Genomic DNA, 26,056 nt, shown 5'->3' on the forward strand with positions numbered 1-26,056 from the left:
GTTTGACATACATTTTATTTTAAAAATAAGGGGGATTTTTTCATGAAGAAAGCAACAAAATTTTCTTCTGCGTTGTTAGCGCTTACACTTGGCTTGACAGCTTGCTCTGGCGGTCAAGACACAGGCAAGAAGGAAACAACGGATAAAAAAGACGATGCAAAAAAATCTGAAGAAGTTGTAAAAATCGTGTATGCTCGCGGGAAAGATGCGACAAAAGCGACAGAAGAAATCGTAAAAGCGTTTGAAGCAAAATATCCAAACATTGACGTCGAATTTCGTGAAATGCCTTCCGACACAGGAGCACAGCACGATGCGTACGTTACGATGTTAAACGCGAAATCATCGGAAATTGACGTCATGGACTTAGACGTTATTTGGCCAGCAGAGTTTGCGCAAGCTGGATATGTTCTTCCGCTCGATCGTTTCATCGAAAAAGACGGCATTGATTTAAGTGCATACAACCAAGGTGCGCTTGCAGCTGGAAACTTTGACGGAAAACAATGGGCGATGCCGAAATTTATTGACACAGGACTATTATTTTATCGTAAAGACATCGTACCAGAAGATAAAGTGCCAAAAACATGGGATGAATTGTTAGCAGCTGCTCGCGAGTTTAAAGGACAAGGCGGCACACAATTCGGATACTTAATGCAAGCGAAACAATACGAAGGATTAGTATGTAACGCGATTGAATTTATTGCGGCATACGGTGGAAAAATCGTCGATGAAAACAACAACGTTGTCGTCAACAGCCCTGAAACAATTAAAGGGTTGAAGAAAATGGTTGAAATTGCAACGTCTGACGTTGTGCCAAGCAACGTTACAACATTTACAGAACCAGAATCTCATACAGCGTTTATTGAAGGTCAATCGCCATTTATTCGCAACTGGCCATACCAATACGCATTAGCAAACGATCCAGAGCAATCAAAAATCGTTGATAAAGTTGGCGTTGCGCCACTGCCTGCTGGTGATAAAGGTTCAGCTGCTGCATTAGGTGGATGGATGACAGCGATTAACGCATATTCAAAAAATAAAGAAGCAGCTTGGGAATTTGTGAAGTTTATGACGGGTCCAGAAGGTCAAAAAATTTCTGCGATTTACGGCGGTTTAGCGCCAACGCTTCCAGAACTATTTAAAGACGAAGAAGTGTTAAAAGCGAACCCATTCTTTGCAGAAGAAGGATTTGTTAACGGATTAAATGCAGCGGTACCGCGTCCAGTTGTACCAAACTATCCAGAAGTATCTGAAATTATTCAAATTAACGTATCAAAAGCAATCGCAGGACAAATTACAGTAGAAGAAGCTGTTGCGAATATGGAAAAAGAAATTAAAGCAGTGATGCAGTAGTTACACGTTAGCCTTCAGCCTCATATGAGCGCTGAAGGCTAAATCCTTTGCATAAAGGGGGAACAACGAGTGAAAAACGAAAAAAAATCGGAGCGCCGTTTAGCGTATATTCTTGTCGCTCCATCGCTTTTGCTTATTTTAGCTGTCGCCATTTGGCCGGTTATTCAGTCGTTTTATTTCAGCTTATTTGATTATCGTCTGAACAACCCAGCGAAATCTTCTCTCCATCTTGATTACAGTTTAAACTTAGAACGATATTTAGAAAGTTATCCGTTTTTAATGAGCGCATTAAAACAAGAAATAACGCAAGCGACAGGTGATGAAAAAGAGCAGTTAACATCACTGCAACAACAACTGCAACAAGTAGATGAAGAAATTCGGGCGGATGAAGAAGTAGCAAAACGATATGAGCAAATAGATGAAATTTTAAACAATTTTGAAGTGCCAAGCGAAGACATAAAAATCGTTTCTATTGATGAACAAGCGGCACAACATTTAACAAAAACGATTAACGAAGCGAAACAAACGTTAAAAACGTTAAACGAAAACGGACAATTGAAGCAAGGAGACAAATTAACAGGGCTTGCCAATGGGCTAAGCGGAGCGGTCATTGAGCCGAACTTTGTCGGTCTTGCTCATTATAAAAACTATTTAAGCGATGCTCGTTTATGGAAAGCGCTTTGGAATACAACGGTATTTACCGTTATTTCCGTTTCGATTGAATTAGTGCTCGGTTTAGCGATTGCGTTGCTTATTAATAAAGCGTTTTTCGGTCGCGGACTTGTCCGGGCAACGATTTTAATTCCGTGGGCGATTCCGACGGCAGTGTCTGCATTAATGTGGAAGTTTTTGTATGACGGACAAAATGGGATTGTCGCCAAATATTTTGCGGATATCGGCATCATCAACAATATGAGTGAACTATTAACGACAGGTGCGGGAGCGATGTTTGCCGTCATTTTTTCTGACGTATGGAAAACAACACCATACATGGCGTTATTGTTGCTTGCCGGATTGCAAACGATTCCGAGCTCCTTATATGAAGCTGCATCGATTGACGGAGCGACAAAGTGGCAACAGTTCGTCAAAATTACGTTACCGCTTTTGAAATCAAGCATTCTCGTTGCGCTTTTGTTCCGTACGCTTGATGCGTTTCGTGTATTTGACTTAATTTTCGTATTAACAGGTGGCGGACCAGCGAACTCGACAGAAACGATTTCGATTTTAGCGTATAAAGTGATGTTCTCGCAAACAAACTTCGGTGGCGGTTCAGCGTTAGCGGTGATCGTGTTCATTTGCGTAGCGATCATTTCGACGATTTACATTAAATTTTTAGGTGCTGACCTCATTTCTGATCGAAAATAGGAGGTGCAACGATGCAAAAGAAAGCCGGTCCATTGTTTTATGTGTTTTTATTTGTTTTCGTTTTTTTAGTCATGTTTCCGTTTTTATGGATTTTATTAAGTTCGATTAAGCCGTTAAGCGAATTGTTTGGCGAAGAAGCGTTTAATTGGTTTACGAGCCATCCGACGTTAAAAAGTTACGTTTCTGTTTTCGTCAATTATCCGTTTGTAAAATATTTATGGAACAGCACAGTCATCGCGACGATTACGACTGTATACACCGTCTTTGTTGCCGCGTTTGCCGCGTATGCGATTGCGCGCCTAGATTTTAAAGGAAAGTCGGTCATTCTTGGCATCGTGTTATCGGTATCGATGTTTCCGCAAATTGCGACGATTTCGCCGATTTACATGTTTGTGAAAAAGTTTGAGTTGACGAATAGTTATTTAGGATTAATTATTCCGTACACGACGTTTGCGTTGCCGCTTTCCATTTGGCTATTAGTGACGTTTTTCCGTAAAATTCCGTTTGATTTAGAAGAAGCAGCGAAAATGGACGGAGCAACACCGCTACAAACGTATTTTAAAGTGATTTTGCCGCTCGCTGTACCAGGCATTTTTACAACGTCGATTCTCGTTTTTATTGCGGCGTGGAACGAATTTTTATTTGCGTTAACGATTAACACAGCAGAAAACTATAAAACGGTGCCAGTCGGTATCGCAATGTTTCAAGGGCAATATACGATTCCTTGGGGCGAAATTTCAGCAGCGACAGTTATTGTAACGATTCCGCTCGTCATTATGGTATTATTATTCCAACGTCGTATTGTTTCTGGTTTAACGTCTGGTTCAGTGAAAGAATAATGGAGAGGGGAAAAGGAAATGGAATCGATTCCAAAGACGAAACAATGGTGGAAAGAAGCGGTCGTGTATCAAATTTATCCGCGCAGTTTTAAAGATTCAAACGGGGATGGGATCGGTGATTTGCGCGGGATTATTGAAAAGCTAGATTATTTACAAGAGCTTGGTGTCGATGTCGTTTGGTTGTCACCTGTTTATCAGTCGCCAAACGATGATAACGGCTATGACATTAGCGATTATCAAGACATTATGGAAGAATTCGGGACGCTATCTGATTGGGACGAACTGCTTCACGAAATGCATGCGCGTGGCATGAAGTTAGTGATGGATTTAGTTGTAAATCATACGTCCGATGAACATCATTGGTTTATTGAATCGCGCAAGTCAAAAGATAATCCGTACCGGGACTATTACATTTGGCGTCCGGGGAAAGACGGAAAAGAACCGAACAATTGGCAATCATTTTTCAGCGGTTCGGCATGGCAATACGATGAGGCGACAGGGGAATATTATTTACATTTATTTTCGAAAAAACAGCCGGATTTAAACTGGGAAAACGAAAAGGTGCGCGAAGAAATTTTCAACATGATGACGTGGTGGTTAGACCGTGGCATTGACGGATTTCGCATGGACGTCATTAACTTGTTGTCAAAAGTCGAAGGTTTGCCAGATGCGCCAGTGACGAATTCGAATGACCGTTATCAATGGGGCGGACAATATTTTGTTAACGGACCGAAGTTAATGGACTATTTGCGTGAAATGAAAGAAAAAGTGTTAAGTAAATACGACATTATGACGGTCGGAGAAACGCCGATGGTGACGACGGACGATGCGATTCAATTTACAAACGAGCAAGACGGCGTCATGAATATGCTATTTCAATTTGAGCATATGGACGTCGATTCGAAGCCGGGGAGCCATCTTGGGAAGTGGGATATTCAACCGTGGAAACTGACGGATTTGAAAAAAATTATGAGCAAGTGGCAAGTCGAGCTTCACGGAAAAGGATGGAATTCGCTTTATTTAGAAAATCATGATCAACCGCGTTCCGTATCTCGTTTTGGCGATGATAAAACGTATCGGGTCGAAAGTGCAAAAATGTTGGCGACATGGCTACATATGATGCAAGGAACGCCATACATTTATCAAGGACAAGAAATCGGCATGACGAATGTTGCGTTTCCGTCAATCGAATATTATCGCGACGTTGAAACGATAAATTTATGGAACGATGTCGTTGTGAACAAAGGATACGATCCAGATCAAATATTAAAAGCGATTCATTATCGTGGTCGTGACAATGCACGTACGCCGATGCAATGGGATGCAACGGAGCATGCCGGATTTACGACAGGCACGCCGTGGATTAATGTCAATCCGAATTATCGTGACATTAACGTTGAACAAGCGTTAAAAGATGAAAACTCGGTATTCCATTATTACAAAAAGCTAATTCGTCTCAGAAAAGAACATCCGATTATCGTGTACGGATCATATGAGCTATTGCTTGAAGACGATGAACAAATTTACGCATATGTGCGCAAGTTCAACGATGAACAGCTGCTTGTCATTACAAACTTTAGCAGCGACCAGCCGACATTTACATTGCCGTCACACGTGACGTTTACGGAAAAACAATTGCTCATTAGCAACTATGCGGTCGATGAACGTGAACCGATTGAAACCATTGTGCTAAAGCCGTATGAAGCACGTGTATATAAGTTAAAGTAAAAAGCAGCCAGCGTGGCTGCTTTTTACTTTAGCAAGAAACGTTTAAGCATTGAACGCAAACATTGCCGTAACATTCATGTTGCTCTTCCATTTCTTTCCCGCACTCGCAACATGTTTTTGGAGGTAACTTTTTATAAAATTCAGACATTTTTTCTAACATAACTCCCCATCCCCTTCGTTTTTGTTAATCTTATTGTATTATAACAGATATACATTTGTCAATAGTTGTTTTATAACATTTATATATGTGAAATGAAGACGAAAATTTGGTATTGTGTAGGTGTACACATTTACAATAGGAAGGTGAATACATATGAAAGTGTCAGTGATCGGTTATTGGGGAGCATTTCCGAAAAAAAATGAAGCGACATCGTGTTATTTGTTCGAACATGATGGGTTTCATCTGTTAGTCGACTGCGGAAGCGGAGCGTTAGCGCAGCTACAAAACGTCATTGACATTGAACAAATTGATGCGGTCATCGTATCGCATTATCATCACGATCACGTGGCAGATATTGGCCCGCTTCAATATGCCCGACTGATTAAGAAAAATTTAAGCGTCGATTTGCCGGAGTTGGCGATTTATGGTCATTCGCTCGATCGAGATGGATTTGCGCGCCTCGCTCATAAAGGGGTGACAAAAGCAGTGGCGTACGATCCGAATGAGACGCTTCATATCGGTCCGTTTACGATTTCGTTTATGGAAACGGAACATCCAGCCATTTGTTATGCGATGCGAATCACGGCAGGAGAAAAAACGGTCGTGTACACAGCTGATTCAAGTTATTTGCCGCAGTTCGTTCCTTTTGCCAAACAGGCGAATTTACTCATTTGCGAATGCAATTTTTACGCAGGGCAACCCGCAAAACAAGCTGGGCATATGACGAGTGAAGAAGCGGCAACGATCGCTCGCGATGCAGGCGTTGAAACGTTGTTGCTTACGCACTTGCCTCATTTCGGCAACGTCGAACAACTTGTCGCTGAAGCAAAAACGATTTTTCATGGCGATGTGCAATTAGCGAAAACAAGATGGACATGGGAAGGGTAGCGAATCACTACGCTTATTCATTTTTTTGTGGAAATTTATTATAAAAATTTATTGGCAGTTTTTTAAAACTCTAAGTCAAAGTAACTATTCAGCTCACTTAATTATGCGGCTGGATAGTTACATGTATTTAATGTACTAATCTTAAGGGAACATTTCGATAGGGAGTGAAATTATGTTCAATCCAGAACTTTATTTTTATTATATTTTGTTACTTAATCTTTTAATTTTTACTCATTTATTCTATAGAAGAACAAAAGATTTATCTAAAACACTCCTTATGACAATTACTGCACTTTTTCTCGTATCCGTAGTTTGCAGTATTAGTTTAGCACTTAATTATTATCAATCACTGAAACCAAATACAGAAGGTATTGGAATTTCAAATGTGGTCGCATATTGGCTACTAGGGGATGATGCTTGGGCACCAGCGTGGACCATTCAACTATTTAAAAAAGCTTATTCTATTTCCTTGTGGATTACACTTATTTTACTTGGCTTCCTCATAATTCTTTTATTCATGAAAAGGAAACAAAACAAAACGAAAGACATGAACTAAAAATACTGGATATCAAAAATTTGAAGCCTTTGATACGGTCTATTCACAGGCTCCCCGTCACCCTAGTGTGTGAGAGACTTTCCAAGAAGTGCACCTAACAAATAAATAATCGTTTGATATTGGATCTTGATTATTTGAAACAATTTGAGTGATTTTTTGAGCTAGTCCATTTTTTATTTGTTATAATACAGAATAAAAATTTTGAAAATTTTTTGAACAGGTGCTTGACGATGAATGAAAAAGTAGAGATAATATGGTTGTGTTAGAATTTTCTTAAAATTTAGTAACACATACTAGGAGGTGGGTGCTAAAAGAAAATGATAACGCTTACAAGTTAAAGGGGGTATTTGTTTGGTTGCGTTTTACCTCATCTTAGCGATTACAGTCATAAGTTTGTACGTTGCTTTTCGTAAGCAAAAGCCTTTCTTTTTACTCATTCCATTCTTGTCAGTCTTCGCTTACTTTTTGTTTGAAGTCATAACGTTCCCAGCACCATTTTTAGAAACGGTCAAATTTATTTTTAACTTGGGGGTGTGTTTGTTTGAAACAAATCGATAAAAAAGTGGCGGATGCATATTTCCGTGAGCGTGTGCGGTTAATTGTTATTTTCTTGATTATTTGGTTTATTGTTTCATTTGGCGTCGTCATGTTTGCCGAGTCGTTTAAAAATATGACGTTTAACGGCTTCCCGTTCCATTATTTTATGGGAGCGCAAGGGGCGATTGTGACGTTTATTTTGTTGTTGTTTATTAACGCAAAAGTGAGCGACAACATCGATAAAAAGTACGGCATTAGCGAAGAGAAAAACGAACAATTAAGCGCAGGCAAAGCGCTTGATCATTAAGAGAACAAAGGGGAAGGGGGAGCAAGATGGATACACAATTTCTCGTGTCTTTATCCATTATTATTGCATCATTTGCGTTATATATCGGAATTGCGATTTACAATAAAGCGAAAGAAACGTCTGATTTCTACGTAGCAGGTCGCGGCATTTCTCCGTTTTCAAACGGAATGGCGATCGCAGCGGACTGGATGAGCGCAGCATCCTTTATCGGTATGGCCGGTACGATTATGTTGTTAGGATACGACGGTCTTGCATATATTATGGGCTGGACGGGCGGTTATTTGTTGCTTACGTTTTTACTTGCCCCACAGCTTCGGAAATATGGACGTTATACGGTGCCAGAGTTTATCGGCGACCGTTATGAAAGCCATACGGCTCGCATGATTGCTGCTCTTTGTACAATTATTATTTCGTTCGTTTATTCGATTGGACAGCTTTCTGGTTCGGGCGTTGTTATCGGGCGTTTGCTTGAAGTGGACGCAAAAGTCGGTACGATGATTGGGGTTGTATTAATTGCGTTTTATGCCGCGTTTGGCGGAATGAAAGGAATTACATGGACGCAGGTGGCGCAATACGTCATTTTAATTATCGCTTACTTAATCCCGGTCGTTTTCATGTCGCTTCAGTTGACAGGAAACCCAATTCCGTGGCTTTCTTACGGAAAAATTGTTGGTCAATTTCAAGAGTTAGATCAGCAATTAGGCATTTCGCAGTATGCAGAACCATTTTTAAAAGGTAGCAAATGGCAGTTTCTTGCTCTTATGTTTACGTTAATGGCTGGAACGGCAGGACTTCCACACGTCATCGTTCGCTTTTATACGGTATCAACGATGAAAGCGGCACGTTGGTCGGGAGCATGGGCGCTTTTATTTATCGGGTTGCTTTATTTATCAGCACCTGCGTATGCAGCCTTTTCGCGTTTCATCCTAATTAAAAATGTCGTCGGTCAAAAAATTACCGAATTGCCAGCATGGACAGAAAAGTGGATTAACACAGGAAAATTACAAATTGCAGATGCAAATGGCGACGGTATTTTACAATGGCAAGAGATGGTCATCAGCAACGACATCGTCGTGATGGCGACGCCAGAAATTGCAAACCTTGGTATGTTCGTTATCGGTTTAGTCGCAGCTGGAGCGATGGCGGCAGCGTTATCGACCGCAGGAGGCTTAATGATTGCCATTTCTTCATCGTTTGCGCATGACATTTACTATCGCATTTTACGTCCGAACGCATCAGAGCAAAACCGCTTGCTCGTTGCGCGCATTTCGATCGTTGCGGCAACGGTGTTGGCTGGTTTAGTCGCATTAAATCCACCGGGCGTTATTACACAAATTGTCGCATGGGCGTTTGCGATTGCGGCAAGTACGTTCTTCCCAGCGCTCGTGCTCGGGGTATGGTGGAAACGTTCAAATGCGGCAGGTGCGATTGCAGGCATGCTTGTTGGGTTAGTCGTTTCGTTAGGCTACATTTTGGCGGCGAAATATGGTGGCTTTTCCGTTGCAGGAATTGTTGATACAGGAGCAGGGATTTTTGGAGCAATCGCTGCGATCGCAGCAAACGTCGTCGTGTCATTGATGACGAAAGAGCCTTCACAATCTGTACAAGAAGAAGTATATGACCTCCGTTATCCAGAACAAATGACATATAAAGACGGTCAAGTGTGGATGAGATAATGTCAAGGCATCTGTGTATACAGATGCCGTTTTTATAAGGGAGGAGATATAGATGCATCCATTATTCCGGGGGTTGCCACAACGTGAAATTGAACAGCTTATCGCTGCATGTGAACGAAAGGCGTTTGAAAAAGACGATCTTATTTTAGGGAAAAATGAGCGGCGCAAAGGGCTTGTTTTGTTGCTTGATGGTGTGGCGGAAGTATACGTCGAGCACGAAGGGTATGACGAAGTGCTTGAAGTCGTACAAAAAGGTGGAATTATCGGCTTTTCAAGCTTAGCTCATTTTTTAGGTGTATCGAAAAGCGATGGAAAAGAAGAGCTCGTTGCTGTACGGGCGGCGGAACGATGTGAAGTGCTTGTCATGCCGTTTTCTGTGTTAACTCGGTTATGGGATGATCCGAACGTCCATGACTATTTGCTTGCGCAGGCGTGCATCCGATTAAAAGACGTATATGTGTCGCTTGCTGAACAAGTCAAACAAGCGCGCAAATTTGGCGATTCCACATCGTTTGTCGTTCCTGTGCAAGATTTAATGGTTCGCGATGTCGTCACTTTACCGCCAACGGCGACAGTACAAGAAGCAGCAAAAAAAATGGCGGCGACTCATATTAGTTCGATCGTTGTGACGAATGACCAACAGTTATGTGGTATTTTAACGGAAACGGATCTTGTCGAGCGAGTGCTTGGACAGTCGCTTCCATATGACACGGCTGTTGAACGAGTGATGACAAAACATGTCGCGACGATTTCACGATTTGCGTATTATTACGATGCGCTTGCCATGATGATTGAACGTGGGGTGAAACATTTACCTGTTGTTGACGACGGAAAAGTAGAAGGGATTGTGACGTTTTCAGATTTAATGCGAAAGAAAAATGAAAGCATGATGCGCACGATTCAACAAATTGATCATGCGGATGAACATACGCTATCAAAAATGAAAATAGCGATTTACGAGTTGTTGGCGACAATGTTGCGCGATCAAGTGCCGATTGCCCAATGTTTAAATACGATTACGAAACTGTACGATCGACTCGTCTTTCGTTGTTTATCGTTAGCGATCGAACAAGTCGGAGATCCTCCGTGCCGTTTCGCCTTTTACCAGATGGGATCAAGCGGACGGAGGGAGCAGTTTTTATTAACCGACCAAGATCATTTTCTTGTGTACGAAAGCGAGGAGCACGCTTCATATTTTGCAACGCTTGGTGAAGCGATTGTGCGCGTCATGGAGAAAGCGGGATATGAGCGATGCAAAGGGAAGATGATGGCGAGCGAAAACGCATGGCGTGGTTCGCTTGAAACGTGGAAAGATCGATTGCGCGAGTGGATGATTCATGCGACAAATGACAATTTGTTGTTGGCGCAAAACTTTTTCTCGTATCGATTTGTATATGGGGATATCGACTTGCATCGTGCGTTTGAACAACAAATTCGTGAGCAGTTAAACCGCGCGAAAATTTTCTTTTTTCGGCTTGTTGAGATGGAAAAGCAAAATGAAATTCCGACGCTTGATCGTCCGATTCGCTCGATTTTCGGGCTTGAGCGAAAAACAATCGATATGAAAAAAGAAGTGTTATTTCCGTACCATCATAGCATACAAATTTTAGGGCTCATTCATGGAATCGTATCTGGCACGCCGTTTGAGCGAATTGAGAAGCTAAAGGAAAAACAAGTATTATCTCCTGCGTTTGCGAAAGATGTGCAAAAAGCGGCCGAGAATGTGCTAGCTATTTACATTCGCCATAAATGGAATCATTATAAAGCGAATAAACAATCGTCGTCTGTCTTATCTTTTACGACGATGACGACAAGAGAAAAAGATGAACTCATGTTAAGTTTAAAAACGTTAAAGCAACTGCAGGCGCAATTATTTTCTCATTTTTAGGGGGGATAGGGGTGTTTTTTTTACGAAAGGCGATTGACTATAAGTTAAATGATAACATCCCGTTATCGACGCCGATTGATGATATTGTTTTTACCGTATTTGATACAGAAACGACCGGGTTTGATGTAGCGACAACGGATCGGTTAATCGAAATCGGTGCGGTGCAAGTGAAGGGAACGACGGTGATAGAAGACGAAACGTTTCATACGTATGTGAATCCGAATCGCGATATCCCACCGGTTATTGTTGAATTGACGAACATTACGGAAGAAAAGGTGAAACATGCGCCGACGGCAATTGAAGCATTGCAACATTTTTTTCAATTTGTTGAACAAAAACAAAGCGTTTGCTTTGTCGGACATTACATTTCGTTTGACTTATTTGTGATGAAACACGAATTGCGCCGCGAAAAAATGAAATTTCGCAAACCGACGTTTATCGATACGCTTGATTTAATTGGCTTTATTGCACCGTCATATGATATGCGCGATTTGGAACGATATGCCCAAGCGTTCGGTACACGCATGTATGAACGACATTCCGCCATCGGCGATGCGCTCACGACAGCGTATTTATTCGTTGAGCTGTTGGAACAATTTCGCATGCGCGGCTATCGAACGTGGGGAGAATTGCTGCGCGCCACAGATAGCCAAATGCGATCCATATCGTTTTAATACGGGGCGACAAAGCCTCGTTTTTTTTAAATTCAATATGTCTCACTTGCCTGTTTTTTTATTTTAAAATATAATACATTTAGAATTTTTTTAATTTTAAAATGAATGATCATTCATTCACTAAAGGGGTGGGGAAAATGAATTTAGTTTCACGGTTACAGCAAATAGCTACGCAAAAGCCAGATAAGCAGGCGTATATGTTCGAGCAAACATCAGCAACGTACGGTGAACTGAACGGCGCGATTATGAAATTTGCGAGCGGACTCGCGAAGCTAGGGGTAAACAAAGGGGATCATGTGGCGCTATTGTTAGGCAATTCACCGTATTTTATCGTCAGTTTATATGGTGCGATGCGTGCGGGGGCGACGGTGATTCCGATTAACCCCATTTATACGGCAGATGAAATTCATTACATTTTAACAAACGGCGATGTGAAAGTCGTCATTGCGCTTGATGTTGTCATGCCGACGCTTATGAAGCTTGACGGACGTTTACCGAATGTTGAGCATATCATCATTTGTGAAACACCGCAAGGGAAAGAACATGGCATCGTCGTGCCGGAAAAAATGAAATCGTTTACAAATGTGCTTGCGACAGGTGATGTGCCGTTCTTCGGGCCAGAGCTTCACGATGATGATGTGGCGGTCATTTTATATACATCAGGAACGACTGGAAAGCCAAAAGGAGCGATGTTGACGCATAAAAATTTATACAGCAACGCCCAAGATGTCGCAGATTACTTAAAAATAAACGAAGATGACCGCGTCATTGCGACGTTGCCGATGTTTCATGTCTTTTGTTTGACGGTGGCGCTCAATGCCCCGCTTATGAATGGGGGAACGGTGCTTATTCTCCCGAAATTTAGCCCGGGAGAAGTATTTAAAGTGGCGCGTGAACAAAAGGCGACTGTTTTTGCGGGTGTGCCGACGATGTATAACTTTTTATATCAATATCCAGACGGAAAGGCGGAAGATTTTGCGCATATGCGCCTATGTATTTCAGGCGGAGCATCGATGCCTGTTGCGTTATTGAAAAACTTCGAGAAAAAGTTTCAAGTTATCATTTCCGAAGGGTATGGACTGTCAGAAGCTTCGCCAGTCACATGTTTTAATCCGCTTGATCGTCCGCGTAAACCGGGCTCGATCGGGACGAGCATTATAAACGTTGAAAATAAAATCGTCAATGAATTAGGAGAAGAAGTGCCTGTTGGTGAAGTCGGAGAACTGATTGTGCGCGGTCCGAATGTGATGAAAGGGTATTATAAAATGCCAGAAGAAACCGCGCATACGATTCGAGACGGTTGGTTATATACAGGTGACTTAGCGAAAATGGATGAAGAAGGATATTTTTACATTGTTGATCGGAAAAAAGATATGATTATTGTTGGAGGATATAACGTATATCCGCGTGAAGTGGAAGAAGTGCTTTACAGCCATCCGGATGTCGTGGAAGCCGCAGTCATCGGCGTGCCAGACCCGAATTTTGGAGAGGCGGTAAAATGCTATGTGGTAAGTAAAAATAAACAGTTGACAGAACAACAGCTAATCGCTTATTGTAGCGAGCATTTAGCGAAATATAAAGTGCCAAGTTCGATTGAATTTTTAGAGGAATTGCCAAAAAATACGACAGGAAAAATTTTAAGACGTGCATTAAAAGAACAAGTCATCTCTCAAAGCGGTGCGATGTAAGCACCGTTTTTTTTTCAAGATGAGAAAATATAAAATTTCGGGTTCATGTCTAGCTCCAAGCGCCATCGGCTCGAGTCGCTCCGCCCCACACTGCGGCGGCGACACATTGAGACACCTCAGTGATGTTACCCACGCAGAACCAAGCGACCGCTTGGTTCGAGCTCTCCTCGGTGGGGCTTGTGCGCTCTTCGCCGATAGGCGGGCGCTTTGCGCTTTTCTTATTTTTTTTAGAATTGACTTGATATTTAGAAAATATATTTGTATAATTTAACGCATAAAAGCGAAACAGCGAAAAAGTGAGGGGGATACAAATGAAGTGGGTAAAGACGTGTGGCGCGTTGTTGCTTGCAGGAAGTGTGCTAGCAGGATGTGCTGGGGAAAAAACGACAACAGAAAAAAGCGAGGAGAAAACATATAAAATCGGTGTGACGCAAATTGTTGAACATCCGTCGCTTGATGCGGCATTTAACGGATTTAAAAAGGCGCTTGAAGAAAAAGGGTTAAAAGTCGAATACGATGTGCAAATCGCGCAAGGGGATATGAACAATAACCAAACGATTGCCAACAACTTTGTTGCGGATGGCGTCGATTTAATCTTCGCTAATTCGACACCGAGCGCGCTTGGTGCATTAAATGCAACAAAAGATATTCCAATCGTCTTTACGTCTGTGACAGATCCGGTTGGAGCGAAGCTTGTACAATCGATGGAAAATCCGGGTGGAAATGTGACAGGGACAACGGATACGCATCCAGATGCTATTCCGAAAACGGTGCAATTTATTGATCAATTTGTGAATGGAAATCGCGTCGGCATGATTTACAACGCGGGCGAGCAAAACTCTGTGGCGCAAATTGATGCGGTGAAAAAAGCGATGGAAGGAACCGACTTAACGATCGTACCTGTTTCGGTGTCGACATCGGCGGAAGTGAAACAAGCGGCGGAATCGTTAGTTGGCAAAGTCGATTGTTTTTACGTCATTACGGACAATACGGTCGTTTCAGCGCTTGAGTCCGTCATTCAAGTCGCGAACGATCAAGATGTACCGCTTTTTGTCGGCGAGTTAGATTCCGTGAAACGTGGCGGTTTCGCGGCGTACGGTTTTGACTACTACGATATTGGCTATGAAGCAGGCGTCATGGCAGCAGACATTTTAGAAGGAAAGAAAAAGCCATCTGAACTTCCGGTACAATATCCGCAAAAATTGAAGCTTGTCATCAATAAAAAAGCAGCAAAAGAGATGGGTGTCGAATGGCGTAGTGAATGGGATAGCATGGCGGAATTTATTGAATAAAACAAAGGATGGATCCGAATGATTACAGCATTGTTTAGCTCAGTTGAAGCAGGATTGTTATATGCGCTTATGGCGCTTGGGGTGTATATATCGTTTCGCGTTTTAGATTTTCCTGATTTGACGGTGGACGGAAGTTTCGTGACGGGAGCGGCAGTCGCTTCCGTTCTCATCGTCGGTGGCGTCAATCCGTTTATTGCTTCGCTTGCGGCGCTTGGTGCCGGCTTTTTCGCAGGATGTGCGACAGGCCTTTTGCATACGAAGGGGAAAATTAATCCGTTATTATCAGGGATTTTAATGATGATCGCTTTATATTCGATTAACTTGCGCATTATGGATAAACCGAACGTCCCGCTTTTACAACAAGAAACGGTCATGACGATCATCACAAAAGCATTTCAACGTTTCGATCAAGCGTTGGCAACGATATTTCCTTTCGTTCCGAAAACGTGGGCGATTATCGTTTTCGGGATGTTTTTAGTCGCTGTAGTGAAAGTAGTCATTGACGTATTTTTAAAAACGGAAGTCGGTTTGGCGCTTCGTGCCGTCGGGGATAATAAAAAAATGATTGCTAGTTTTTCAGGCAACACCGACCGTTTAACGATGATCGGTCTCGGCTTGTCAAACGCGCTCGTCGCGTTTTCAGGTGCGCTTATTGCGCAATATAGTGGCTTTAGCGATATCGGCATGGGGATCGGCATGATCGTCATCGGTTTAGCGTCGGTCATTATCGGGGAAGCGTTATTTGGGGCGAAAACGATTGTGCGAGCGACGCTTGCGGTGATTTTCGGAGCCATTGTATATCGCATCGTCATTACGCTTGCGTTGCGCGTCCAATTTTTAGAGACGGGCGATGTGAAGCTCATTACAGCGATGATTGTCATTTTAGCGCTCGTCGTTCCGCAAATGGTAGCGGCGCGTGCCGAAAAAAAGCGGAAAGCGAGAAAGCGAGGTGCAGCCGTTGCTTCAACTCAAGCAGATTACGAAAGTGTTTAACGAAGGAACGCTCGATGAAAAAGTGGCGTTAAAACATATCGAACTTTCGCTTCAGCCGGGCGATTTTGTAACAATTATCGGCAGCAACGGAGCGGGGAAATCGACGTTGATGAACATTATTTCAGGGAGATTGGCTCCAGATACAGGAGAAGTCGTGATTGACGGGAAAGATGTGACGACGATGAGTGAACACGATCGAGCGCGTTATATCGGTCGCGTCTTTCAAGATCCGATGGCAGGGACAGCACCGAACATGACGATTGAAGAAAATTTAGCGATCGCTTATAACCGAACGGTAAAGCGAACGCTCCGTTTCGGCGTAACGAAAAAGCGGCGCGAATTTTTTAAAGAAACGCTCGCGACGCTCCAGCTCGGATTAGAAAACCGTCTCCATGCGAAAGTCGGCTTGTTATCTGGTGGGGAGCGGCAAGCGTTATCGCTTTTAATGGCGACGTTTACGAAGCCGCATGTGCTCCTTCTCGATGAACATACCGCGGCGTTAGACCCTGCGCGCGCAAAGCTAATTACAGACTTAACGAAACAAATTGTTGAAACGAATCGCTTGACGACGTTAATGGTGACGCACAATATGGAACAAGCTGTTCAATTAGGTAATCGTCTCATTATGATGGACGGGGGACAAATCATTTTCGAAGCAAGTGGAGAAGAGAAGAAAAAGTTAACTGTTGCCTCTCTTCTTCAAGAGTTTCAACGTATTCGCGGCAGCCAATTCGCCAGCGATCGCGCCGTGCTTGTATAAAAAAATCCCCGAGTTACATCGGGGATTTCATCATGTTTTGTAATGATGCGATCGTGCTTGGGAGCTGTTCAAGCGAGACCGGACGGCTAAAATAAAACCCTTGTAATTGTTCGCACTGTTTTTCAATTAAAAACTGCGCTTGTTCTTTTGTTTCGACTCCTTCGGCAGTCACCGTTAGCCGTAATTTGTGCGCAAGCGAAATAATGGCGCTCACAATTTCTTTGCTTTTTTCATTGTTTATTATGTTTTGAATAAACGAGCGATCGATTTTCACTTCATCGATCGGGAAGCGATTTAAATATTCAAGCGACGAGTAGCTGACGCCAAAGTCGTCTACGGCAATCGAAAAGCCGAGCTGTTTTAAACGTTCTAACGTTTTTACGACATGTTCGGGATTTTTAATCATTGTTGTTTCGGTAATTTCAAATATAAAACAAGAGGCGTCGCAACCTTCTTCTTGTAAAATATGTTGAATATCCTCGAATAGTTGTTCGTCTAGCAATTGTTTGGCAGATAAGTTGACAGCGATTTTCATACGATTCGTCGTATGTTGGCGCAAAAGCGAAAGATCGCGACACGCTTGACGCAACACCCATTTTCCGATGTCGTGAATGACGTTCGTTTCTTCCGCCATTGGAATAAATTCGGCGGGGCTCACAAAGCCGAACTGAGGATGTTTCCAACGGACGAGCGCTTCGACACTAAACGAACGTGCGTAGAAATTGATTTTCGGCTGATAAAGCAAAAAAAGTTCTCCGTTTTTCACTGCTGACGAAAGGGCATTTTCAAGCTGAATCTTGCGGGTAAAAGCGTCCGACATATGCGCTTCGTACGATTTCACGACGTTTGTTCCTTCCGTTTTCGCAAAATATAGCGCTTTTTCGGCATTGTTTAACAACGTTTCCGCACATAACTTTGCATCGTATGCGTAGCCGACACCGATATGAATGCCGATGCGAATTTGTTGTTGAGCGATCAGATATGGCTCGATGAGCACCTCTTTTATCATGGTGGCAAACTGCTTTACTTCTTCTTGGCTTTCGTACGAAAGAGCAATTGCGAATTGATCGCCCGTTATTCGCGTCCAAATCGCTTTTCGGTTCATCATGTTGTGCAGGCGCATACTTACTTGTTTTAATAGCTCGTCACCGTTTTCATAGCCGAGAAAGCTATTGATAAATTTAAATTGATGTATATCAATTAACAGAACGGCGACACCTTCGTGCGTAAAAAGAAGATCGGTGAGCTTTTCCATAAACTCCGTTCGATCTATATATACTTTTTCTTTTTCATGTACAACGATCGGTTCACTCGGTTTAATGATCATCAGTTCAGTCCTGTTTGTTTCGTACGGGAACGGGAGGATGTCGATTTGTACAGGGATTGTTTCGCCGTCGATTGCTGTGATGGTTGGCTCCGGGACGGTATGAATCCATTGTTGGACTGGTTTGTTTCGTACGTCTTCGATCGTTGATGCTTTGAACATACGGAGGGCGACTGCATTCGCATACGTTACTTGTTGATTTGTACAAATCATAATCGCCTCGGGAAAGGTTTCCACGACATGACGATGTAATTTTTCGCTTTGCTTTAATTGTTTTTGCGTTAGGATGAGATCGGTAATATTTAAAAGGCTAGCAAAGCCTGCGATAATGTTTCCGTCTTTGTTGAATAAAGGAGATGCGTTTACAGAAACGTATATCGTCTCACCGTTTTTCGTTTTCATCGTTAGGCGAATGGCATGTAACGGTTTTCCTTCGCTTAATCGTTGCAACGTTTGATCGACATTTTCTTTATATACAGGAATGACGTCGAAAAGTGTTTTCCCGACAACGTCTTTTTGTTGCAATCCGAATAAACGTTTTGTTTCTTCGTTGACGCGAATAATATGCCCGAATAAATCAAATAAAATAAAAGCTTCTTGGGAGTGGGTAAATAAAGAGTCAATTAGTTGTTGTGCTTCTTCTAGCTGTTCTTCTTTTTTTAGCATATCGGTAATTTCACGCGTACATGCGACGATATATGATACTTCATTTTTTTCGTTCAAAAGCGGAATTAACGTAGATTCTGCAAAACGTATGTCATCTTTTACGTTCATCCGAGCACGAAAGGTGACGAGCGACTTTGTTTTGCATGCTCTTATATATTGAAAGTTTAAATGATTTGCGACATGTTCATCATACACATCTTCAATATATTTTCCCATATCTTCTTCGCGTAAATTCGCTAAATGGAGGGCTGTCGGACTGACGCGCACGTAACGAAACCGCGGTCCTTTTTCGACTTTCATTAAAAAAACGATATCGAACAATTGGTCCATCATATGAAATAGCAACTGTTCATTTGAGAAAAGAGCATGTGGCAAGCGTATTTTTTCTTCCACTTCTTCCGTCCCTCCTTTTACATAGAAAAATAGAATATATGTCTATTATTGTCGAAAGATGTTGATTTTTCAATATATAAAATAGAGATAAATATTTTATTTAAAATGTATCATAATCGTCAAAATTACCTACTTTTATTACATACTTATTTTATTTATGATAATACATATATAAAACATTCGTTTGTTAGGGGGAAGATTATGAAAAGTATTAGGGGAAAGCTACTGTTAGTCATTATGCCTCTTGTCATTATTTCTTTATTTTTAGTGGCATATTTGAACCATCAAAAAGCAAAGCAGTTTTTAGAGGATCAATTTGAACAGACGGCTCAAGTAGAGCTTGGACGGCTGCAAACAGCGGTCAATCAGTGGATTATCGATCATAAAAAATTAATTGAAGGATTGAGCAGTGAAGGTGGATGGAATGTTGTTGAGCTACAAAAAAATGAGACAAGACTTGCTCATATCCAAAAAACGTGGTCAACATTTGAGTTGATTGCCGTTGCTGATCGGAATGGAAAAGCGTACGCGAATGGAAAAGAATTATCCATTAGTGATCGCCTATACTTTCAAGAGGCTTTAAAAGGGAAAACGTCCATTTCTGATGTGATCGTTTCACGTGCGACTGGGGAAAAAGTCATTGTCATTGCTTCTCCTATTCGTGAAAAAGGAGAAATTATTGGCGTACTATTAGGGACAGTAAAAACAGAAGAAATAACAAACTTAGTTACTCACGTTGATGTTGGGAAAACGGGATATGGGTATTTAATTCAGCAAGACGGAGTGCTAATTGCGCATCCGAAAAAAGAATACGTATTAGAGAAAAACTTATTGAAAGAAAAAAATGATCAGCTCGTTTCATTGTTAAGACGGGCGTTAGATGGCAAAAAAGGAATGGGGATATATGAATTTGAAGGGGTAAAAAAATACGCCTTCTATGCACCAATTGAATCGACAGGATGGGGGATTGTGCTTACTGTGCCTGTCGATGAAGCGACAGAAAAGTTATATTATTTAGCGATTTTATCGTTTGTTACGGCGGGAGTTGTTGTGTTATTTGCGGTTGTTATAATCGTTTTATTTGCTTCACGACTTGTCCGTCCGTTGCAAAAATTAAGCCAATTAACGAAAGAAGTAGCGAGCGGTGACTTAACGGTAACGATCGACCATCGAAGCAAAGATGAAGTAGGACAGCTCGGTCAATATTTTCAACAAATGGTTCATCATATGCGACATATGCTACAACAGTTGCACGATTCAGCTGAGCAGCTTCGTCAATATGCTCAAACGTTTGTGGTGGCTAGTGATGAAACGAAGCAAACAACAAACCAAGTGGCAGTGACGATGAGCGAAATGGCTCACGGTTCGACAGCAATCGCACATTCTGTTCAAGATGTCACAGAACGAGTCAATCGCATGATGAACGAATTACAGCGATTAATTGGAGAAGCTGAAAATATGGAAAAAGCGATGGCAGAAGCAAAGCAAGTGTCGATACAAGGAGAAACGATTCTTCATACGATGAGCGAAGCGATGATGTCGGCAACTAAACATTCAAGAGATGCAGTTGAGGCGATGAAACGATTAGGTGAACGTTCAAAAGAAGTGAGAGAAATTGTTAATGTGATTAGTCATATTACATCGCAAACGAATTTATTAGCATTGAATGCTTCGATTGAGGCAGCAAGAGCGGGAGAAGCAGGGAGAGGTTTTGCCGTTGTAGCAGGAGAAGTGAGAAAACTAGCAGAAGAAACAGAAAAAGCAACAGATAAAATTGCGCAAATGATCCAGCAAACATATAGCGATACAGAACAAGCGATCGTGATTGTGACAGAAGGCAGTAAAGTGGCGAATCTTGCTTTTGAACGAGTGAGTGAAGCGAAACAAGCGTTCCAACATATTGCACACAACTTGACGAGCGCAAGCGAACGAAGTGATCAAGTGATTTCTCGCATTCATACTGTGCAAAGTGATACGAAAACAATTGCAGAGCATATGCAAGATGTCGCAGCAGTAACAGAGGAAGCATCGGCTAGCATTGAAGAAGTGAGCGCGGCAACTGAACAGCAAGCAGCAGCAGCTCAACAAGTTTTTGAACAAGCAAAACAAGTTGAACAGTTAGCTGATGAACTGACAGAGATGATGAATAAGTTTAAAGTGAAATAAAAAACCTAGCCAGCGAGCTAGGTTTTTTTGTAAAAGAGGCTACTTCGCCTCTTTTACAATTTCTTTATATACTTTTTCTTTATCGAAACCTTTTTCGCCCATTCCGAATGTGGCGATGACGCGATTGTTTTCGTCTAAAAAGTAAGTGAGCGTCGTATGAATCAGCATGCCGTTTCCAGGATCGCGATATAAGAAGTCGAAAGCGTCAGCTACTTTTTTCGTATTTTCTTCGCTACCTCTCAAAAAAATCCATCCTTCGTCATCGCTTTCCACGCCGAACATGTTCGCATACGTTTGCATCACTTGTTGTGTGTCGCGTGTTGGATCAATGGTGATCGTAATAAATTCAACTTTGTTTTTAAACAAACCGTCTTTTTCCAACCGTTCTTTTAACTGTTTCATTTGAAATGACGTACTTGGACAAATGTCTGGACAGTTTGTGTACACGAACTCTAATAGGCGCACTTTCGGTTCCATGTTACGAAATGAATACGGTTTTCCCCATGCGGTTTCCATCGTCACGTCTTTTGGAAACTCCATTTTATCTTGTCGGTAAAAAGAAAAATAAAACATCCCAATGCCGATACAAATGGCAAGTAAGCTAAAAAAGCCAATGTATAGTTTTTTCAATGTGATCCCTCCCACTTTCATCATACATAATCAACGTGCCAATGAGGAGAATGGGACGTGACAATTATTTGAATTTTTTCGTTGTTCTAAATGGCGAATGAAAAACTAAACTAGTAGTAACGATGGACAAGGGGGAAGGAAAATGAGAAAAATTGCTTTTTGGACGTTGTTTTTGTATGCGATATATGCGCTGTTTTTTGCATTTTACTTATTTCAATGGACAGACTCTTCCATTCCACCACAATATAAAGGAACGAGCGCAGATCCGGCGACGTTTTTAACGAAAAAAGAACTGATGTTGACCGAACAGTTTTCCGAAGTAAAAAACTTTTTATTCTTTTTATCTATTCCGTATGAGTGGGTCATTTATATATTTGTGCTGCTGTTTGGCTTGTCGGCACGATTTCAACAATGGGCGGAAGCGACGACGAAGCGTCAGTTTATGCAAACGGCCATTTACGTATTTTGGCTATCGCTTCTTGTACAAGTCGTGACGTTTCCGCTTAGCTATATAAGCTATTACGTGACGAAAATGTATCACATTTCTACACAAACGTTTTCAAGTTGGATGCGTGATGAGCTCATTGATTTTTGGGTAAATTACGCCATCATGGTTGTCATCGTTTACGTGTTATATGTGCTTATGAAAAAATTTGAAAAACGATGGTGGGTGTACGCATGGCTTTGTTCTATTCCGTTTACGCTTTTTTTAACGTTTATTCAACCTGTTTTTATCGATCCGCTTTATAACGATTTTTATCCTTTAAAAGACAAACAGTTAGAAGCAAAAATTTTAGCGTTAGCAGAAAAGGCTAACATCCCTGCTGAACACGTATTTGAAGTGAACATGTCGGAAAAAACGAACGCGCTAAATGCGTATGTCACAGGCATCGGAAGCAACTCACGCATTGTGTTATGGGATACGACATTGAAGCGGTTAAGCGAAGATGAAATTTTATTTATTATGGCGCATGAGATGGCGCATTACGTCATGAAGCATATGTATTGGGGGATAGGACTATATATTGTTGTCACGTTTATCGGATTGTTGTTGACAAATCGATGGATGAAGCGGGCAGTTGAACGGTTTGGCACACTTTTCCGAATAAAAAAATGGAACGATCTTTCTTCCTTACCTGTTTTTTTACTTCTTATTTCCCTATTAAGTTTTGCAGCGAGCCCTGCGATGAATGCGATTTCCCGCTATGAAGAACACGCGGCAGACAAATATGCAATTGAGTTAACGAAAAATAAAGAAGCGGCGATCTCGACGTTTCAACAATTGACGCGTTCAAGTTTAAGTCAAGTACATCCACCGTATGTCGTCAAACTATTTCGTTACAGCCATCCAACGATTTTAGAACGAATTATTTTTTTAGAACAGCAGTAAACATATTTTTTTGAAAAAAATTCATAAAAATACTTTCTTTTCTGAAAATTGTGTTATATAATAAAGATGTCAAAAGGAAAGTGTGTATTATAACAAAAGGGGTGGGAAACAAATCACAGCTCGTACATAGAGAAAAGAGCATCACAATCATTTGGGGGTCTTTTGTACGGAAACAGAGGGGTTACGATAAAAAATTAAGGGGGAGAAGGAAATGGCAACATTCGAAGAACGTGTGAAACAATTAGAAGAAAGTTGGCAATTAGATGAACGGTGGAAAGGGATTACGCGCCCATATAGCGCAGCAGATGTCATTAAATTGCGCGGTTCGCTCGATATTGAATATACGCTTGCGCGCCGTGGGGCAGAGAAGCTTTGGCATTTATTAAATACAGAAGATTACGTTCATGCGCTCGGAGCATTAACAGGAAACCAAGCGGTACAACAAGCGAAAGCAGGCTTAAAAGCGATTTATTTAAGCGGATGGCAAGTTGCGGCGGATGCGAACTTAGCTGGGCATATGTATCCAGACCAAAGCTTATACCCGGCAAATAGCGTACCGCACGTTGTGAAACGCATTAACCAAGCGCTTCAACGCGCCGATCAAATTCAATATGTTGAAGGAAAAGAAGAGATCGATTATTTCTTGCCGATCGTAGCTGATGCGGAAGCTGGGTTTGGCGGTCAGTTGAACGTATTTGAATTAATGAAAGCGATGATTGAAGCAGGGGCAGCGGGCGTACACTTTGAAGACCAATTGTCTTCTGAGAAAAAGTGCGGCCATTTAGGTGGAAAAGTGTTGCTTCCGACGCAAACAGCGATCCGCAACTTAATTGCGGCGCGACTTGCGGCAGACGTCATGGGTGTGCCGACAGTATTGATTGCGCGCACAGATGCAAACGCAGCGGATTTAATTACAAGCGACATCGATCCGCGCGACCAAGAGTTTATTACAGGCGAGCGGACACCAGAAGGGTTTTTCCGTACGCGTGCCGGCTTAGACCAAGCGATTGCGCGCGGATTGGCATATGCACCGTATGCGGATTTAATTTGGTGCGAGACGAGCGAACCGAACTTAGAAGAAGCGCGTCGTTTTGCGGAAGCGATTCATGAAAAATTCCCAGGTAAATTGCTTGCGTACAACTGCTCACCTTCATTCAACTGGAAGAAAAAATTGGATGACGAAACGATTGCGAACTTCCAAGTGGAGCTCGGAAAAATGGGCTACAAGTTCCAGTTCGTTACATTGGCTGGCTTCCATGCCCTCAACTACAGCATGTTTATGTTAGCACATGGCTATCGCGATCGCGGCATGGCTGCTTACTCCGAATTGCAACAAGCAGAGTTTGAGGCGGAAAAATACGGTTACACAGCAACACGCCATCAACGCGAAGTCGGAACAGGCTACTTTGATGAAGTATCGCTTGTCATTACAGGCGGTCAAGCATCAACGGTCGCTTTAAAAGGCTCCACAGAAGAAGAACAGTTTACAAATGCGTAAAATGACATCCCCTCGAAAAAACGAGGGGATTTTTCCGTCTATTTATGGTATAATATTGTCGAAATGTGTATATAAGGGAGGGAGCGATATGCTCATCGTCGAGCATCTACATTTAACACGCTATACGATGGGTCTTTTTCCGTTTTTTTATGACAAGCATTTATGGACGAAAGCGTTAGAGGAAGATGGAGAAATTGTTGTGAAACAAAGTCCGATGGACATTATTGAACAAAGTTGTTTGTACTATGGCGCTAGTTTAAGAGGAAGGAAAGATGGATCAAAACATATTATTGGCACTTCGCATAAAGCACCCATTGCAGTCGAACCAACGAACGAAATTTTCTTTTTTCCAACGATCTCCCCAACGAATCCTCAATGTATATGGCTATCGCATTTACATATTCGTCATCATGAGCATGTTCAAGGTGGAAAAACACGCATTACTTTTTCAAACGGGACGAGCGTCGAGCTATGTATTTCCCATCATTCATTTGTGAACCAGTTACATCGCACAGCTCAGTTGCGGACAAAGATGAGCGAACGAATCGAAGCGCGCGAACGAAAAATGATGTATTTGTTATATTTACGGGAAAGGGAATTGTCGTAGTAGTTTTCTCTTTTCCTCTAAACTTGTACAATATAAACATGAGCACGTAGCAAAGGGGTTACTGTATGAGTTTAGAGGAATTAAAACAATGGTTTACGATCAAACATATGCTTGACATGTTAGCGGAATATCGTTCATTTGGCGTTATTCCGGGCATCGTCTTGCCGATGGCAGAGGCGTTTTTACCGTTTTTGCCGCTTTTCGTTTTTGTCATGGCAAACGCGGCGGCATTCGGTCTTTGGAAAGGGTTTTTCATCTCATGGATTGGAACGAGCGCAGGCTCACTGCTCGTCTTTTTTCTCGTTCGAAAAATTGGGAGACAACGATTTTTCTCTTTTTTACATCGCCATCCGACCATTCGCCGCATGATGCATTGGATTGAGCGTCGCGGCTTTGGCCCGCTCTTTTTATTACTTTGTTTCCCATTTACACCATCTGCGGCAGTGAATGTCGTAGCAGGATTATCAGGCATTGCGATGCAGCAATATATGCTTGCTGTGTTGTTCGGAAAAATGGTGATGGTGTTTACGATTAGTTTTATCGGCTATGACGTTGTCGCTTTAATTCGTCAACCGATGCGCACCGTATTTGTCGCAGCCGCTATTTTTCTTCTTTGGTACGTCGGAAAAAAAGTCGAGCAACGTTTCGCATTGCACGATGGAAAATAAGAAAGGATGAACA

At 42.0% G+C, this 26,056-nt stretch carries 23 protein-coding genes; 20 read left to right on the plus strand and 3 right to left on the minus strand.

Going from position 1 to position 26,056, the window contains the following annotated elements:
* Positions 1 to 42: 42 nt before the first annotated feature.
* The 4 genes from HNR63_RS02750 (at position 43) to HNR63_RS02765 (ending at position 5,282) form a co-directional block, all read left to right on the plus strand.
* Positions 43 to 1,350 (plus strand): ABC transporter substrate-binding protein, encoded by a 1,308-nt coding sequence (locus HNR63_RS02750; RefSeq protein WP_181519713.1) that lies wholly within the window; start codon positions 43 to 45, stop codon positions 1,348 to 1,350.
* Positions 1,351 to 1,419: 69 nt separating this feature from the next.
* The gene (locus HNR63_RS02755; protein WP_181519714.1) at positions 1,420 to 2,715 is read left to right on the plus strand and encodes an ABC transporter permease subunit; all 1,296 of its coding nucleotides are present in this window, start codon (positions 1,420 to 1,422) and stop codon (positions 2,713 to 2,715) included.
* Positions 2,716 to 2,726: 11 nt separating this feature from the next.
* On the plus strand, positions 2,727 to 3,554 hold the full coding sequence (locus tag HNR63_RS02760) for a carbohydrate ABC transporter permease (protein WP_043963869.1): 828 nt from the start codon (positions 2,727 to 2,729) through the stop codon (positions 3,552 to 3,554).
* A gap of 18 nt (positions 3,555 to 3,572) precedes the next feature.
* Positions 3,573 to 5,282 (plus strand): glycoside hydrolase family 13 protein, encoded by a 1,710-nt coding sequence (locus HNR63_RS02765; RefSeq protein ID WP_181519715.1) that lies wholly within the window; start codon positions 3,573 to 3,575, stop codon positions 5,280 to 5,282.
* A 28-nt stretch (positions 5,283 to 5,310) separates the two neighbouring features.
* Here HNR63_RS02765 and yhfH read toward each other — a convergent pair whose 3' ends face one another.
* On the minus strand, positions 5,311 to 5,442 hold the full coding sequence (gene yhfH, locus HNR63_RS02770; protein WP_021095297.1) for a protein YhfH: 132 nt from the start codon (positions 5,440 to 5,442) through the stop codon (positions 5,311 to 5,313).
* Positions 5,443 to 5,595: 153 nt separating this feature from the next.
* On the opposite strand from yhfH, the gene HNR63_RS02775 reads away from it, so the two are divergent.
* From HNR63_RS02775 to HNR63_RS02825, 11 genes are all read left to right on the plus strand, one after another.
* Positions 5,596 to 6,330, plus strand: coding sequence for an MBL fold metallo-hydrolase (locus HNR63_RS02775; RefSeq protein WP_181519716.1), 735 nt, complete (start codon positions 5,596 to 5,598; stop codon positions 6,328 to 6,330).
* A gap of 172 nt (positions 6,331 to 6,502) precedes the next feature.
* Entirely contained in the window at positions 6,503 to 6,886 is a 384-nt protein-coding gene (locus tag HNR63_RS02780) for a hypothetical protein (RefSeq protein ID WP_181519717.1), read from the plus strand.
* Between the two features lie 351 nt (positions 6,887 to 7,237).
* A complete protein-coding gene (locus tag HNR63_RS02785) occupies positions 7,238 to 7,444 on the plus strand; it encodes a hypothetical protein (RefSeq protein ID WP_181519718.1) in 207 nt (68 codons plus the stop codon).
* Complete coding sequence (locus HNR63_RS02790) at positions 7,428 to 7,730, plus strand: DUF4212 domain-containing protein (protein ID WP_181519719.1); 303 nt, start codon at positions 7,428 to 7,430, stop codon at positions 7,728 to 7,730. The genes HNR63_RS02785 and HNR63_RS02790 overlap by 17 nt, the downstream gene beginning before the upstream one ends.
* A gap of 26 nt (positions 7,731 to 7,756) precedes the next feature.
* Complete coding sequence (locus HNR63_RS02795) at positions 7,757 to 9,406, plus strand: sodium:solute symporter family protein (protein ID WP_181519720.1); 1,650 nt, start codon at positions 7,757 to 7,759, stop codon at positions 9,404 to 9,406.
* A gap of 52 nt (positions 9,407 to 9,458) precedes the next feature.
* The gene (locus HNR63_RS02800; RefSeq protein ID WP_181519721.1) at positions 9,459 to 11,294 is read left to right on the plus strand and encodes a DUF294 nucleotidyltransferase-like domain-containing protein; all 1,836 of its coding nucleotides are present in this window, start codon (positions 9,459 to 9,461) and stop codon (positions 11,292 to 11,294) included.
* 11 nt (positions 11,295 to 11,305) lie between these two features.
* The gene (locus HNR63_RS02805) at positions 11,306 to 11,968 is read left to right on the plus strand and encodes a 3'-5' exonuclease (RefSeq protein WP_085789270.1); all 663 of its coding nucleotides are present in this window, start codon (positions 11,306 to 11,308) and stop codon (positions 11,966 to 11,968) included.
* Positions 11,969 to 12,105: 137 nt separating this feature from the next.
* The gene (locus HNR63_RS02810; protein WP_181519722.1) at positions 12,106 to 13,656 is read left to right on the plus strand and encodes a fatty acid--CoA ligase family protein; all 1,551 of its coding nucleotides are present in this window, start codon (positions 12,106 to 12,108) and stop codon (positions 13,654 to 13,656) included.
* Positions 13,657 to 13,967: 311 nt separating this feature from the next.
* Complete coding sequence (locus HNR63_RS02815) at positions 13,968 to 14,948, plus strand: ABC transporter substrate-binding protein (RefSeq protein ID WP_181519723.1); 981 nt, start codon at positions 13,968 to 13,970, stop codon at positions 14,946 to 14,948.
* 18 nt (positions 14,949 to 14,966) lie between these two features.
* Entirely contained in the window at positions 14,967 to 15,941 is a 975-nt protein-coding gene (locus tag HNR63_RS02820) for an ABC transporter permease (RefSeq protein WP_085789265.1), read from the plus strand.
* Entirely contained in the window at positions 15,907 to 16,701 is a 795-nt protein-coding gene (locus HNR63_RS02825) for an ABC transporter ATP-binding protein (protein WP_042534581.1), read from the plus strand. Before HNR63_RS02820 ends, HNR63_RS02825 begins: the two co-directional genes overlap by 35 nt.
* Positions 16,702 to 16,714: 13 nt before the next feature.
* Here HNR63_RS02825 and HNR63_RS02830 read toward each other — a convergent pair whose 3' ends face one another.
* Entirely contained in the window at positions 16,715 to 19,084 is a 2,370-nt protein-coding gene (locus HNR63_RS02830; RefSeq protein ID WP_181519724.1) for an EAL domain-containing protein, read from the minus strand.
* 201 nt (positions 19,085 to 19,285) lie between these two features.
* Between HNR63_RS02830 and HNR63_RS02835 the strand changes: the two genes are divergently transcribed.
* On the plus strand, positions 19,286 to 21,250 hold the full coding sequence (locus HNR63_RS02835; protein WP_181519725.1) for a methyl-accepting chemotaxis protein: 1,965 nt from the start codon (positions 19,286 to 19,288) through the stop codon (positions 21,248 to 21,250).
* A 39-nt stretch (positions 21,251 to 21,289) separates the two neighbouring features.
* Here HNR63_RS02835 and HNR63_RS02840 read toward each other — a convergent pair whose 3' ends face one another.
* The gene (locus HNR63_RS02840; protein ID WP_181519726.1) at positions 21,290 to 21,880 is read right to left on the minus strand and encodes an SCO family protein; all 591 of its coding nucleotides are present in this window, start codon (positions 21,878 to 21,880) and stop codon (positions 21,290 to 21,292) included.
* A gap of 142 nt (positions 21,881 to 22,022) precedes the next feature.
* On the opposite strand from HNR63_RS02840, the gene HNR63_RS02845 reads away from it, so the two are divergent.
* From HNR63_RS02845 to HNR63_RS02860, 4 genes are all read left to right on the plus strand, one after another.
* On the plus strand, positions 22,023 to 23,270 hold the full coding sequence (locus HNR63_RS02845) for a M48 family metallopeptidase (protein WP_085788370.1): 1,248 nt from the start codon (positions 22,023 to 22,025) through the stop codon (positions 23,268 to 23,270).
* Positions 23,271 to 23,481: 211 nt separating this feature from the next.
* Positions 23,482 to 24,768: an isocitrate lyase gene (gene aceA / locus HNR63_RS02850; RefSeq protein WP_042534562.1), complete on the plus strand. Its 1,287-nt coding sequence runs from the start codon at positions 23,482 to 23,484 to the stop codon at positions 24,766 to 24,768.
* An 88-nt stretch (positions 24,769 to 24,856) separates the two neighbouring features.
* Entirely contained in the window at positions 24,857 to 25,375 is a 519-nt protein-coding gene (locus HNR63_RS02855) for a competence protein ComK (protein ID WP_042534560.1), read from the plus strand.
* A 65-nt stretch (positions 25,376 to 25,440) separates the two neighbouring features.
* The gene (locus HNR63_RS02860) at positions 25,441 to 26,043 is read left to right on the plus strand and encodes a TVP38/TMEM64 family protein (protein WP_042534558.1); all 603 of its coding nucleotides are present in this window, start codon (positions 25,441 to 25,443) and stop codon (positions 26,041 to 26,043) included.
* The last annotated feature ends 13 nt before the right edge of the window (positions 26,044 to 26,056 follow it).

Source organism: Anoxybacillus ayderensis (genome assembly GCF_013761015.1).
Lineage (GTDB): Bacteria > Bacillota > Bacilli > Bacillales > Anoxybacillaceae > Anoxybacillus > Anoxybacillus ayderensis.